Genomic DNA, 13,517 nt, shown 5'->3' on the forward strand with positions numbered 1-13,517 from the left:
TGATCGTCCATTGCAGATAGAATGGATCTTGCGAGGTCGTTCCCTCAGATACCGTCGACCCAGACACCGAAACCGTGCTAGCCATCTCAAATCACCTCAACAAAATTCAAAAAAGTGTGAATCGGACGTTAACTTGTGTTTTTGATGATTCAATATGAATTAAAAAAAATCTGGACGACGAAACGTTGAAAAGTGGTTTGCCTGAAATTTGAGCCCAATAGCGGCTCTCAGTGCCGTGGCTAGACTTAAGCTTGCTCAGCGGAAAAACCTTAAATCTATACATGGTCGCCAATCGTGAAACGTCCGAGGCGCTCAGTTCAATGCGAAAGGAGTTCATTCGCGAGAAGCGAACAGAAAGTCGGAAGAAAACGTCCTCGCAAACGTCGCGCGCGATCTTCAACCAACCGGAGACGCTCAAACTACCAAACGGCTGCTTTGGTGAAAATGGAAAATGAACCCCAGAACTGATGTCGCACGTGCGAGCTGATGCTGCGTAAGCGAAACGCTAAAATCCAATGTCGGCCGGGTCTGCGCCTCAAAGGTCCGTGCCATAAGCAGTGAAAGCACAATTTGGGTTCGGGGGTTGATCGGCGCTGGTAAACGGCTGCTTCGGCGAAGTGCGCTGAATCGCGACTGAAAGTGCGCTGCGGCTGCGTGGCCATGCTGCGTCAGCGAAGGTCGAAAACCTAAAGTCGGGTTTGTCCCGCCGATTGTGAGTTTGGTCACCTACGGATTTCGCATCCGCAGCGAACGGCAGGTATGCGGGCTGCGACCGCAGGATCGTAAAGGTAGAATGAAGGGCAGCTCTGGGCCGTTGATCAGAATGCTGAGGTATTTATGGCTTCGATTTAGCCCTCATAGACATCCGACACACTCAATAATCAAATTACGCTTCTGCCCTGGCTTCCGGATCATCCATGCGACGAACCGCCGCCACCGGTTTCTTTGCGGTGCAACGCGCTACCTTTCTCGCCAAGGAGTATTTCATGCTTTGTAACGTTGGAAGGAAAATCAACCCGCTGACAGCCGTCTGTGCCGCGCTTTTGCTGCTGCTCGGATATGGACAGCGGCTGAAAGCGACGCAGCCAGTATTCGGGCAGGAGGTACGCAACGGCGCCTCGCGCGTTTCCTCCAAGCTGTGACTGTCCGCAGCAATCAATCAAAAATTGAACAATGGATAGTGACGCAATGACCGGAAAAACCGATAACAGCCAGCCCGAATTGTATCGGGCGGGCCGCCCCAGCGTATCTGTCCCGAGCTTTGATCGCCCGAGGGAAGACCCGTCCGAACGGAAGTCTCGGCACGCCGTCACGAAGCGCGACCAGTCTCCGCATCGACTGTACCGTAGTCTCTATGAGGATATGCTCAATTGACCGCACCGATCCTCATTCTCGGCGCTACCTCCGGTATCGGTGCGTCCGCAGCGAAAGAAGCCACGTCACGCAGTTTGCCGGTACGCGCCTTCGCTCGTGGAGCGCACAAGCTCGACGCAGCCGATCTGGTCGAACCGTTTCCGGGCGACGCGCTTGACCACGGCAGTGTCGAAGCCGCCCTTTCCGGCGTGCGCGCTGTTATCTATGCCCTCGGCATCAAGGAACGCCTTTCGATGCTGTGGGAGGAAGAGACTCTCTTCTCCGAGACCACCCGCGTCCTCATTCCGGCAATGAACAATGCCAACGTCAAGCGGCTCGTTGTTGTGACGGGTTTTGGTGCCGGCCGTTCCAAATCTGCGATGAGCCGCATCGAACGCTTGGGTCATCGCGCCATTCTGGGTCGCCCCTACGCGGACAAGGACCGTCAGGAGGCCTTGGTCATGGAAAGCGATCTCGACTGGACAATCGCACGACCTGTCATCCTCACCAACGGCTCGGCAGCCGCACCAAAAGTGTTGCGCGAGCCGCATGAATGGCGAAACGGTCTGATCTCGCGGGCGGCGGTCGCGACATACCTGCTTGATGCGATCGAAAATGATCTCGACATCCGGTCCGACGTTGTCCTCGCCCGCTGATATCGACGAGATGTCGCGCCTCGCACACTCACCAAAGCCGCAAGATCATCACGCGGTAGTGCAGGAATACCTGCACTTGACCCGCGTCGTGTTGCCGGAGCTCGCGTGCCGCCCCGAAACCAACTGGCCGGTGGTGAACGATCATTGCTTCCAGCGTATCGTTCTCGACGCGATCAGCGGCGGCGTTTGGTATGATCACATCGCGCGCCCAGCCTACAAACATCTCACGACCGCGCAGGCGGCAGAGGCCGTCGCTATCTGCAAAGCCATCATCGCAGGTGATGCGGATCTGCACGCACTCAATCGCCGATCCCTGAAATGGCGCGGCAAGGGGGGCCGGTGACTACAGAAACCCACATCCAACGGATCATGACGCTTTTGCGCGGCGTATTCGATCCCGAGCCGGGTCCAGGCCGGATCGCGCTTGCCCTCGCATTCGGGCTGACGGTTCATCTGGTCTTCGCGGCGGGCGTTCTGGCGATGGTGCTGGCGATGTATTTCGGCATGAGCGAAAGTCTCGGGACAGTCCCCTGGCCATCTGCGGCCGGTGTCAATGCCCTGCTCATTCTGCAATTCCCTATTGCCCATTCATTCTTCCTGACTGGACCCGGCATGAAGATCCTTGCATATCTCGTCCGCGGCCCGCACGGCGGTACCCTTGGCACAACAACTTACGCAATTATCGCGTCCCTCCAGCTTTTTATCCTGTTCGCATTCTGGACGCCGAGCGGCATTATCTGGTGGCAGGCTGAGGGCTGGGCGCTCTATGTCATCACGACGCTCTACGCCATGTCCTGGCTGCTTCTTCTGAAAGCCAGTTGGGACGCCGGAGCCGAGGTTCAGGCCGGTGCGCTTGGCTGGATGTCGTTGATGAAGAACGCCAAGCCGCGCTTTCCGGACATGCCGACGACCGGCCTCTTCCGGATCATACGGCAACCGATCTACGTGGCCTTCGCCTTTACCCTCTGGACAGTACCTGTCTGGACCCCTGACCAGTTGGCCTTAGCAATGGTCTTCACCGCCTACTGCCTGTTGGCGCCCAAGCTGAAAGAGCGGCGGTTCGAGAAGCGATACGGAGATAGGTTTCGGGACTACCGGAAGGACGTGCCCTATGTCTTGCCCGACCTCAAAAGGATAACCACCAATGTCGAACACAGCCCGAAATAATCTCGACATCTATGACGATGTGGCGGCGAACTGGTGGTCGGACGACATTCGTTGGCTGCGCACGCTGAAGAACCTCGTGCCCGGACGGCTGAAATGGTTCGATCGGCATATCGACTGGAAGGGGAAATCGGTGCTCGACCTTGGGTGTGCCGGTGGCTTCATGGCCGAGGCACTGGCAGAGAAGGGCGCCAGCGTCACGGGCATCGACCCGGCGGCGCGGGCGATTGAAGCGGCCAAGGTGCATGCAACACAATCCGGCCTGCAAATCAGATACGATGTTGGTGTCGGCGAGGCCTTGCCCTACGACGACGCTGCCTTCGACGCGGTCGTCTGTGTTGACGTGCTGGAGCACGTCAGCGATCTGCCCAAGGTCATCTCTGAAATAGCCCGGGTCCTGAGACCAGAAGGCACATTCCTCTACGACACGATCAACCGGAACCTTGTGGCCCGCTTCGCCGCGATCACCGTCGCCGAAGATATCCTGAGGCTCCTGCCGAAAGGCACCCACGATCCAGAGATGTTCATCCGACCGGCAGAACTGGCCAGCGTCATGAAGCAAGCTGGGCTCGTCGTCGGACCCACCACAGGTCTCGGCCCACGCGGCATCAACCGCCGAGGAGACTTTGTCTTCGGTCCGCTACCATCCCGCGCTATCATCTACATGGGCATGGCCACAAAGCCGAGATCAGATGAAAGGTCCAATCGGTAAAAGATACCTTTGTTACCCAACAGACATCATCTCTTGGGCCAAAGACACTATCTTTCAAGGATCGGCACTCGCGATGCGGACGAATTGCGAGTGAAATAATGAAACGCTGGCATCCGTCATTCTTTCGGATATCCGAAGGACCAGCGCGCGACATATTAGGTGACATCCACGTTCCAGAAGCTGATGCAGACACTGGCGCACCCTAAACACGCGCCTTCTTGTCCTCGATGTTTGAATTAGGCACTCAGGAGTTTGCGTGCGCAGCGAAAGTCCGGTCTGACGTGCCGCACCGCAGCAAGTGAGGTGGTCGATAGATGGCCTCTGTGGGTGATTACAGCGCTGCGCGCAACCAAAGACTACTAACGCGATACTAATCTGGTTGGCCCAGGCACCCTTCGATCCCGACCTGTCATGCATGCCGCCGCGGGACCTACTTGTCTTCAATGAGGCGGTTTCTTGCTGCGGTGATCTGGGCTGTCAAAACGGCCGAGCCACCGCTGTCTGGATGCAGCCTCTTGATAAGACGGCGGTAGGCCTCGCGGATCTCGCCCTCGGTTGATCCTGGTTCGAGTCCCAATATGCGGTAGGCGTCTTCCCGGCTCATTTCGTTCAAGTCAGGCGGCCGGGTCTCATGTGCGTCAGCACTCTGATCCGCATGATCGCGCCACTCGGGATGGGCCTGATTGAGATAGGTTTCTAACAGCTTCAACGATTGCTCATCGGTCTGGATTTCGGCAAGGAGACGAAGTAGTTCGGACAACGATAGATCGGAAAGAAGCTGCCCGTGACGTGGTCCGCAGAGAATTCGTCCATCGATATAGCCGCTTTCATGATCGAGTGTCATTTCCAGATTTGTAGAGCGCACCCGCGATTTTGGAGGGGGCGCTTTCCGGGGATTGGCTGGATTTCCCGGCACCAGTGCGACCGCCCCAAGGACAAAAAGGAAAAGGGACAGGCCGAAAAGGCGAAAGAGCAACAGCCAGATCGCGACCGAGATCAGCCCCGCACCAAGCAGATTAGACGAAGCTGCCGGAAAGACCAAGCGCACGACCCGTGCAACGATCCAGACGGTCGTGGCAAAAGCAGCGGCGCCCGAGAAAATCGCCAGAAGAGGTTGCATCAACGCATATCGGCCAGAAGCTTTCTCGCCGTGTCGCTGTCCATGGCTTCGAGGGCCTTGCGGCCGCCGGTCGCATAGGCGGCAACGGCCGCGAGCAACGCCTTGAGTTGCGCCGCCGAATTCCTGTCGAACGGCAGATAGGCGCCACCTGTCAGTTGTGCAATCTGGCGAAATGCGGACTCGGCCACCGGGTCGCGGCCATCGTGGAAGACAAACGCCTTGACGCCAAGCAAGCCCAATTCGCCGGCCAGTCCGAGCACTTCGTCGATGTTCTCTTCCATTGAGTCGCCCACGTAGACCAAAGCCGCCAAGTCTTTTTTCTCGGCTTCCTTCTTGGCATGTGAAAGAACCCGCACGATTTGCGTCAGACCCCCTCGGCAATCAATACCTTCCATCACCGCGCGCAAGCTTTCGGCGCTGTCGACCCATCGGGAGGCACGGGATTCGCGCTGCCCGCGAAAATACACCAGTTGGACCGAAAGATTGCCAGTGGCCGCCGCGGACGAGAACATTTCGCCCTGCAATGCACATGCCATGTCCCAGGTGGGCTGTCGGCTCATCGTGGCATCAAGAGCGAACATTAGCCGTCCTGATGCCGCACCGGTCGGGCGTGCTAGATGTTTGGCGGTCTGCAAGAATGCGTCGATCTCTCCCCGGCTTGATTGCGCCCGGGCCCTAAGGCCGGACTTGCCGTGTCGCGAAACTTCGTTCTTCTTCATAGCGTTGCAATTCTGTCTGGCTTCGGATCCGCTGACTTGATGAGGAGCGGCCCGCTCGCATCCCTCTCTGTTCTTGTATCATTTATAGTTCAAAGCGCGTGCGACCAGCAATCGGAGACGAAGTCCGTGTCATGCCAGTTCAGCCAGGTTCTGCTGGTGTGCTTGCAGCGAACGATCATTGCACCAGGTCGCGCCACGCCACGGCAGCGATGCACGGCAAGTCTGCGAAGGACAGACGTCGACGGCGCCACCCACCCCGTGATCCGTTCAACAGTCGCACCGTCGCAGGACTGGTCCGTCCGCTTCGCGCGCGTTCATTATACACTGGTTTCACGCAATTGCAGCGAATGACCGGATCCACAATCGCGTTATTGCGGAGTTCGTCCAGGTCGAATGTCCGGACTGGGCCGGTCAGGAAAGATCGTTAGCGGCCCATTGCGGACTTTGACCACGTATCGCGTTGCCGCAATGCAGCTTCCCCGAAGCAGACATTGACCCATGAGCGCAGCATTTTTGCATGCTGAATGACTGCATCGCGGGACAAAAAGCTGCCTTTCGCTGTGTCGGCTCCAATGGCCGCTTTTTACAGTGCAAAAGGTCCAACTATGTAGACGATACCTTATCGAAGAAGTCTTTTCGACTGCTAGCAAAGAGGTGTGTTTAGTGCGACGCTGTGTTGCGTTCGAGGTGCGGTGTTATGGGTCGAGACTAGTCCAGTTAAAAGGCCTTAGAATTCATCAAATTCTGGAACATTGCCAAGCCTTACAAGGAAACTTGGTGATCTAACTTCGCCGCTGTTCGGGTCTTCGCTGACTGTTTAGGCATCGACACCCGCGCACTTTTCGGATCGGACTTCTCTTTCCGCTCTGTTTTGCGCTTCCGATGCTGTCGAATGCTCAAATTGCTTGTCAATTTTCAGGGTTACTTGACCATCGCGCCCTACTGCCTTCTCAACATATGTCTGGCAGATGTAGTGAACCTTTACTGCGCTCTTGTCTGAATCTGTCATAGATGCTTCCTCGGAAAGAGTGGGAACGGTTGCGAAGGTCGGGAGAGACGTGAGGCGGAAACGTATTTGTCTGCTTCTCGTATAACCAGATTATGAATTGCCAGGTTTGGCGGCAAACAGAAAATAGGGAATCAGTGGTGGTATCATCCCTTTTTGACGGCTTTGGATGCGTGTTTTTTCTTCGTTGCAGAGGCGGAGTCGGTAGGGGTGTTCGCTTCTCTCTCGAGCCGGGCAGTGCGAAGCCGGGCGATCTTAACTTGTCGTTGCTGTGCTTCTTCGTCGATTATTTCCCTGACGACACGCGTTGTCTTGTCCATCGCCGTTTCCGGTTGGGGATCAAGTGCTTTAAACAGGGTTGTTTTCGTCGGCTTGGGCAATGGTCAATCTCCTTAGGGGCTTCGTATTCACATGTTTGAGCCAGGTACTTCAGACCAACGCCAGGCCTTTGCTTGTACCTTGGATGTTTCGCGACCGCTTTGGGGACCGGTCCGAGAGCCGCTTTGTTTCCACGTCGGGTGCGGCCATGGCATGCATCAACGCACTATAGTTTATCTGAAATCTCATCTCGGTTCCGACCGGTAGCGGTGAGCGGTTCGTGCAAATGACAAGATGATCGCTTGTTGCGCCGACAAATGAGTGTCCGGAAGGCATCGAAAGCCCCGAAACATCCGTGTCCTGATGCCCAATGGCGAGGAGCAGACGTGTGGTGTACCCTCTCTCCGGGACAAGGCGAAGTCTTACCAAAACCGGATCGACAAAGTTGGCGCGTGGAAATACCGGCTTTGTATCGGTCTCAATAACTTCAGCGACAAGTGTGAATGCATCCTTATAGAGGCCGCCTATCTGATCTCCTGAAACCGGATCAACGCCTAGAAGTATAGCTTCCCCCAGCCTCAGATCGTTGATGCGACCGGTCGACCGCCCCCCGAGCGCCCAGGGCAAACTAGCGGAACCGCCACCAGATACCGTTTTAAGGAAAGGGCCACATACCCCTTCGGTTTCCGTCGCCAGCCCGCAGAGAGCCGCCATATTGCTAGCATTGGGGGCTATTCCCCTGAGGCAGCCAAAGTTTGATCCGATACCTTTCAACGCAACACCGGGCATATTCATGACGTGCCGTGCAATTGTGGCCAAATTCTCTGGCAGTATCCCTTCGCGCAGATCGCCCATCTCGACCATCAGGATAATCCCATGGGTCGTGTTTTCCCGGATCGCAGCAGCTGCCAAAGCTGCGATCACGGCTGGCTCTGTATTATAGCTTGCCTCGCAGAGTTGGACGACCTCATTGGTTTGGCTCAGCAGCGGTGTTCGGATCAAAGTAATCGGGATTGTCAGACCGGCTGTGCGCAACCTCTGGACGTTGCTGAGACGCGCATCTGCAAGACCCAAAGCGCCACCGTCCAGCATCGCCTGAGCGACGGCAGGATGTCCACAAACGGCTTTGGTCACGCCAGTGACACTGATGCCACGCCTCTCCAGCCGCCCGACAACTGTCTTAGTATTGTGGCGTATCTTGCTCAGATCCACTTCTATGCGAGGAGTGCTCACACCGCAGCCACAGGTATTCCTCGATGCAAACCAGGATAGGCGGCGACGACCATGGCGAGCAAATGCGCTGCCGGTCGGCTTAACGCGTCGGTCACAGGTAGTCCAAGTTTTTGAGACTGTGCTGCAATGGTGTCGGTAATTTCGGCGTCAGTCATCCCTTCATGATTGAGTGTGACGCCGATAACCTTCGTATCGGCAAACGCTTCGATAAGGGAAATCTCACTTGCAGGGGTGGGCATCGGCATATTCGGAAAATCGCAGCGATGGGCGCGTTTGGGCGCGTGCTGAAGGATGACCGCATCGGGTTGGCTGCCCCGCAATATAAAAGCGGAGGTGCAAAAGGCCGGGTGGCTTAGCGCGCCCTGACCCTCGATCAGGATCACGTCTGGCCGTTCGCCATCCGAGGCGGCAACAATCGCGCCCTCAAGCTCGCCACAGCAGAACTGCGGCGGCACGGCGTCCATTGCCAAACCATATTTTGCGCCCTGCATCAAACCGGTCTGGCCCGTGCCGACAAGCACCGTTTTGATGCCCTTTGCGTTCAGCGCACATGCCAGCACTGTCGCTGTCGTCCGCTTGCCAATGGCGCAATCGGTCCCTAGAACCGCAATACGCAGAGCTTCCACCCCTGCTACGCTGCCATCAAACAGTCGCATGTCTTTGCTTTGCTTGGGTTTTCGTATGTCGCGAATGGTGACATCTCGTTGGGAAGCGGCGGTAGCGATTTCAGGGTCATCGCTCAAGTATTCATGTAAACCACTGACGATGTTCATCCCGAGTGCTATGGCGTCCAGAACGACGCTTCGATCCGTCGGTGAGAGCCTCCCCGTCGAGGGTGCCATCCCGTAGATGAGCGTATCAGGAACCAATGCCTCATGGACGAGAGCCGCATTCAGATCATTGAAGACCGGTATGTTGTTCATCGCATTGTCAAGAACCAGCCCGCTATCCTGCCCACCGTGGCCACTGTCGATGACCGATAGGATCCGGTAGGCTTCTGAATGACGCACGAGGCCGTTTGCGGTTTTGCCATCAATTCGTGCGAAATTGCCCTCGCAATAGACAATGGCACTGGGGGGGATGATCGGCTGCGTTACGGCATTGGATTGGGTGTTATCGTTTTGACCTGATGGCGACGCTTGCGCGTCACTGACAGTCCGTTGGGTGCTATCCAACGTCTTAAGGTCGGGTTCCATGTTTTGGTCCTTTAGCATGATCGGCAAAAATGACATCGCTGCCATCGGTGTCGCGATTTGAAGTAGGAGCGGTCGCGTTCCGGCGCGGTGCGCGCTCAGTTTTCGAGCACGCACAAGCCTTTTGATTTTCGGAAGTTCTTGTTGCATGCCCAACGGTTTCCGGACCTGTCGAGATGGGCGTTCGCAGGAACCTCTATAGCTATGCACCTATCATCAGACGCGGCGTATCCCCGTTCGCATTTCCACCCCTGACCGTACGTCGCATCGTCAAAGTAGGCATGCTCGGGGACCACAACGGCTGCGCACAGATCATCCTGTTCAAAATAACCCCGTTCACATGTCCAGGGCTGGCCATAGCTTGATGTATTCAGGTAGGCGTTCGGCGGAACCGCAATGGCGGTACATGCGTCTCCGTCGGCCCGAAACCCACGCTCGCAGACCCATTCGGACCCGTAGGACGTATCCTCCAGATAGGCGTTCGCGGGCAGGACAATCTCCTGACAGGTATCGTCGAGTTTGAGAAATCCGCGCAGGCAATGCCAACGTTCGCCTGAGGGGTCGAGAAACCCGCCCTCGGGGACAATCACTTCAGCACATGCGCCTTCATCGCTCCTTCTAAAGCCGTGGAAACACTCCCACCCGGGACCATAGCTGAGGTTGGTTGCATAGGCATTTTCCGGCACACTCACTGCCGCACAGGCACCGCCATTCAATCTATACCCCTTATTGCATTGCCACCCATCCCCGTAGCTTTTTGCGCTGGCGTTCTCGGGCATCGGCTGCCCGTTGGATTGGGCCAGTGCAGGCATTGCAAAGAGAAGCGAAGCAAAGATCGAGACGACAAATAACGCCAAGGTGGTTTGAGCGGCTGTCGACATACGTGTCCCGCAAGCTGCCTGCGGCCGTCGCAGCATTAGGTCAGACCTATGATCCATCCAGCTCAAGCCCCGCGAGACAAGCTGCTGCGAGGTCCCGGTTTGGCGTGTCCGAGCCCGGTGGTGTCGCCCAGCCCGTATCCATCATAGCCGTGCGGCGGTTGAACCCAGAGGCCTCCTGAAGGACGGCCAGTTTTTCTGCGCTTTCCGGATCAGTCGCTGACATATCCAGGCAGACTGGCACCATTGCCAGCGTCACCTCTTCGCCCGCGAGTTTCTGCGCCATGTCCTGAGCGTTGCCGCTGGTTGTCCAGCCACCCCAGGTAAAGCCGAGGATAGAGACCGCAATCGCACCGGTTAAAGCACCGTAAATACCTGGTTTCGTCCATTCTGGAAAAGTCATTTCACATCCCTTGACGGAGAAAGCGCCGCCTCACTGTTTTGTTTGTTTTTGTCCAGCCCTGCTTCGCGTCAGTGCCATTTCTAAGTCTCGATGATCGTTAAAGCGCAATCGGCATCCGCCGGTGACCCGACGGATCAGCAGCTTCGTTAAGGTCTTTCGCTCCGCCAGCATCCTTAGACTTTGCGTAAATTCATCTTCCTCAAAGAACTCACAACTGCTTGGCGGCAAGTCATCGGAAGAACCGGTCACCACAAACGGAAGGACAAATGCCACAAGTGATGTGGTTTTGCTCGACAACATCGGCAAACTCATCAAGTATCAGATCCCTTTCAGAGGACGTGACAGCTGAATTATAATGATGGGCGATTGTAGTCCGCTCTGGCAGAGCGATGGGACTAGGCCACAGAAAACCACATCTCTTACAAGTGCTATGTAGTCTCTCGGCGTCGCAATTACAATGTTATCTGACCTGTCTTTGTTTCCAAGTCCACCGATACCTTTGAAAGGAATGAGAGGCCGTAAGTCTACACCCTTTGTATCGGCAAAACCTTCGCCAGTGACGTCACTCTTCTTGGTATGCTACCCAGAAACCGAGTTCCGCTGCATGCCAGAAAATCTACAAGATGGGCTCTCTCCAGACTTCGGAGGCAGCGCGCCGATCCCGTGATATGGTGCCTCGTCAACGTCGGGTTGTCGTTGTGGAGGGCATGGCGGATCGGAGGATCAGTCATGGAAACACCAAACTTACCAGCCATTCGCGCACTTCGCCCTGCATGGAACAAAGGCCGCATCGTCGGTCAGAAACGGCCGCTGAAGCCAAAGCATGTTTGGGCAATCCGTGTTCGACTTGAATTGGCAGAAAACCATCGCGACCTCGCACTGTTCAACATGGCGATCGACAGCAAGCTGCGCGGCTGTGACCTGGTGAAGATGAAAGTCGTCGACGTTATGGCATCTGGCCAAATCAAAGAACGGGCTTCCGTGTTGCAGAGCAAAACACAAAAACCCGTGCGCTTTGAGATATCCGAAGGCACCAGAGCCTCGGTCGAGAAGTGGATGGAGGATGAACTCATGGTCGGCTCTGAGTATCTTTGGCCGGGACGCTTCCATGAGCGTCTTCATATCTCGACGCGCCAGTATTCGCGGATCGTCCGCGATTGGGTCACATCGATCGGTCTAGAGGCGAGCGCATATGGCACGCATTCGATGAGGAGAACAAAGGTGACGCAGATCTATAAAAAGACCGGCAACTTGCGGGCGGTTCAACTTCTGCTTGGACACACCAAGATGGACAGCACAGTCCGGTACCTGGGCGTCGAGCTTGAGGACGCGCTGGCAATCGCCGAGGCCATTGAAATTTAGCAACTTCGGGTCGCCTTCAAGGGCGGCCCATTGCGGACTCTCAGCACCTTATCCGAATGCTGCGGTCGCGGCCGCTTTGCTGCCATTCGCTGCAAGCGCAAAAATAGGAGCTGCTAAAACGCGCTGTTCGCAGACGAAGCTCACCCTAGATTCTACTCCATCATTGTCCAGTTTTGTTGTGGGACGATGTTCTAAATGCTGTTTCCAGTTCAACACTCATACTTGTAGCCAAGTCAAAGAATCGTCGTCGCACGGCCCCGGCATAGGGATTAGCTTTCTCGATCGCTTCAAATACCTCCGGCGCATCATGCTGAACCATGGAAATCGCCTCAGACAACAAGTCAAAGCTCTTCGTTGTCATGCGCGTTGGCAACGGTCCCATTCTCAGTAGCACTTTGGCAATGAGGTGCGTGAGGCCCTGGACAACTGCTGCCTCGCGGTCGTGATCCTCCGGTGTCGTCATTATGACTGTCAGACCGAGCGCATTGCGTAAGAACGCAGCCAGCCTCACATGTTGTTTTCCATGGATGGGGCAGATCGCAATTTTCAGACCCTCAATACCCATCGTGGCACTCTGAGGGCCGAACAACGGATGAGTTGCAACGATGTCCACGTGGTTTGGTAGTAGCCGCCGCATGATTTCAGCGGGACCTACTTTGACTGAGCCAACATCGACAATCAGTGCGCCAGGTTTGCAAGCAACCGCGATCTCGCTGACAATTTGCTCAAATGAAGAAACCGGTGCGGCAATGAGGATCACATCAGTCTGCGAGACCGAGCGCAACGATGCGAGAGGCACTCCGAGTTGCTTTGCTACACTGGCAAGACCCGGGGACGGGTCATAAGCCGATACTTCGAAATGCTGGCCTAGATGACGTGCTGCAAGTTGTCCGAACGCACCGAACCCCACGATGCCAAGCGACGTGTTTTGACTTCTGCTGTTGTTATTCATTTTTCGACCTTTGAGTGTGCCGCCCCGGCACAAGGTCGATTGTATGTTGACCGCTGTCAGGGGCAGCGGAAAATAAATGAAGAATTACCCGCAGCTATCGAAGCTCAGGATAATAGTCCTGCGATGCGAAGAACGATTTCACCATGACGTCATCGATAAGGCACCCAAGAGAGCAGAGTCAACGATACTGCCATTGCTGCTGCTCCCCTGGTCAAGCTGATGCTGCGGTGCGGCCCGTCAAACCTGCTGTTAGCAGCGGGCGCAAAAAGTGCAATCTCCTGAGATTAGGATTTCGGATAAAACCGTACTTTCGGATTGGTCCTGCGAATGTCTGCTCAAGCTTCGAGTGCTTCGGATCGACACATTGGCGGAGTATCAAGCATCGGACCGGTAACGCAGTAGATCGATTATGGCGCGGCCCCCATTCGGGCAGAACATTGGTGCTCCT

The 13,517-nt window shown here is 55.9% G+C and carries 16 protein-coding genes; 6 read left to right on the plus strand and 10 right to left on the minus strand.

What is annotated here, in order from left to right:
* The first annotated feature begins 917 nt into the window (after positions 1-917).
* The 5 genes from Q1A71_RS22600 (at position 918) to ubiG (ending at position 3,885) form a co-directional block, all read left to right on the plus strand.
* A complete protein-coding gene (locus tag Q1A71_RS22600) occupies positions 918-1,142 on the plus strand; it encodes a hypothetical protein (protein WP_299682287.1) in 225 nt (74 codons plus the stop codon).
* Positions 1,143-1,370: 228 nt separating this feature from the next.
* Positions 1,371-2,009 carry an NAD(P)-binding oxidoreductase gene (locus Q1A71_RS22605; protein WP_299682290.1) on the plus strand — a complete coding sequence of 213 codons (639 nt, stop codon included), beginning with the start codon at positions 1,371-1,373 and terminating at the stop codon, positions 2,007-2,009.
* Positions 2,010-2,085: 76 nt separating this feature from the next.
* A complete protein-coding gene (locus tag Q1A71_RS22610; protein ID WP_366140336.1) occupies positions 2,086-2,352 on the plus strand; it encodes a hypothetical protein in 267 nt (88 codons plus the stop codon).
* Between the two features lie 26 nt (positions 2,353-2,378).
* On the plus strand, positions 2,379-3,176 hold the full coding sequence (locus tag Q1A71_RS22615; RefSeq protein WP_299682477.1) for an isoprenylcysteine carboxylmethyltransferase family protein: 798 nt from the start codon (positions 2,379-2,381) through the stop codon (positions 3,174-3,176).
* Positions 3,154-3,885, plus strand: coding sequence for a bifunctional 2-polyprenyl-6-hydroxyphenol methylase/3-demethylubiquinol 3-O-methyltransferase UbiG (ubiG, locus tag Q1A71_RS22620; RefSeq protein ID WP_299682293.1), 732 nt, complete (start codon positions 3,154-3,156; stop codon positions 3,883-3,885). The genes Q1A71_RS22615 and ubiG overlap by 23 nt, the downstream gene beginning before the upstream one ends.
* 430 nt (positions 3,886-4,315) lie before the next feature.
* On the opposite strand, the gene Q1A71_RS22625 is transcribed toward ubiG, so the two are convergent.
* From Q1A71_RS22625 to Q1A71_RS22665, 9 genes are all read right to left on the minus strand, one after another.
* The gene (locus Q1A71_RS22625; protein WP_299682296.1) at positions 4,316-4,927 is read right to left on the minus strand and encodes a DnaJ domain-containing protein; all 612 of its coding nucleotides are present in this window, start codon (positions 4,925-4,927) and stop codon (positions 4,316-4,318) included.
* A 77-nt stretch (positions 4,928-5,004) separates the two neighbouring features.
* Positions 5,005-5,724 carry a VWA domain-containing protein gene (locus Q1A71_RS22630; protein ID WP_299682299.1) on the minus strand — a complete coding sequence of 240 codons (720 nt, stop codon included), beginning with the start codon at positions 5,722-5,724 and terminating at the stop codon, positions 5,005-5,007.
* Positions 5,725-6,541: 817 nt separating this feature from the next.
* Complete coding sequence (locus tag Q1A71_RS22635) at positions 6,542-6,733, minus strand: hypothetical protein (protein ID WP_299682302.1); 192 nt, start codon at positions 6,731-6,733, stop codon at positions 6,542-6,544.
* A 143-nt stretch (positions 6,734-6,876) separates the two neighbouring features.
* A complete protein-coding gene (locus Q1A71_RS22640; RefSeq protein ID WP_299682305.1) occupies positions 6,877-7,110 on the minus strand; it encodes a hypothetical protein in 234 nt (77 codons plus the stop codon).
* Positions 7,111-7,159: 49 nt separating this feature from the next.
* Positions 7,160-8,281 (minus strand): alanine/ornithine racemase family PLP-dependent enzyme, encoded by a 1,122-nt coding sequence (locus Q1A71_RS22645; RefSeq protein WP_299682308.1) that lies wholly within the window; start codon positions 8,279-8,281, stop codon positions 7,160-7,162.
* Positions 8,278-9,477 (minus strand): DUF1611 domain-containing protein, encoded by a 1,200-nt coding sequence (locus tag Q1A71_RS22650; RefSeq protein WP_299682311.1) that lies wholly within the window; start codon positions 9,475-9,477, stop codon positions 8,278-8,280. Before Q1A71_RS22650 ends, Q1A71_RS22645 begins: the two co-directional genes overlap by 4 nt.
* Positions 9,478-9,572: 95 nt before the next feature.
* Positions 9,573-10,355, minus strand: a complete 783-nt coding sequence (locus tag Q1A71_RS22655) for a hypothetical protein (RefSeq protein WP_299682313.1) — start codon at positions 10,353-10,355, stop codon at positions 9,573-9,575.
* 46 nt (positions 10,356-10,401) lie between these two features.
* Positions 10,402-10,755 (minus strand): hypothetical protein, encoded by a 354-nt coding sequence (locus tag Q1A71_RS22660; protein WP_299682316.1) that lies wholly within the window; start codon positions 10,753-10,755, stop codon positions 10,402-10,404.
* Positions 10,756-10,785: 30 nt separating this feature from the next.
* Positions 10,786-11,067 (minus strand): hypothetical protein, encoded by a 282-nt coding sequence (locus Q1A71_RS22665; protein WP_299682319.1) that lies wholly within the window; start codon positions 11,065-11,067, stop codon positions 10,786-10,788.
* A gap of 417 nt (positions 11,068-11,484) precedes the next feature.
* Here Q1A71_RS22665 and Q1A71_RS22670 point away from each other — a divergent pair, with 417 nt between their 5' ends.
* A complete protein-coding gene (locus Q1A71_RS22670) occupies positions 11,485-12,117 on the plus strand; it encodes a tyrosine-type recombinase/integrase (RefSeq protein WP_299682322.1) in 633 nt (210 codons plus the stop codon).
* Between the two features lie 160 nt (positions 12,118-12,277).
* Here Q1A71_RS22670 and Q1A71_RS22675 read toward each other — a convergent pair whose 3' ends face one another.
* Positions 12,278-13,102 carry a prephenate dehydrogenase gene (locus Q1A71_RS22675; protein WP_299682325.1) on the minus strand — a complete coding sequence of 275 codons (825 nt, stop codon included), beginning with the start codon at positions 13,100-13,102 and terminating at the stop codon, positions 12,278-12,280.
* Positions 13,103-13,517: the final 415 nt, after the last annotated feature.

This window comes from uncultured Roseobacter sp. (assembly GCF_947493125.1).
Classification (GTDB): domain Bacteria; phylum Pseudomonadota; class Alphaproteobacteria; order Rhodobacterales; family Rhodobacteraceae; genus Roseobacter.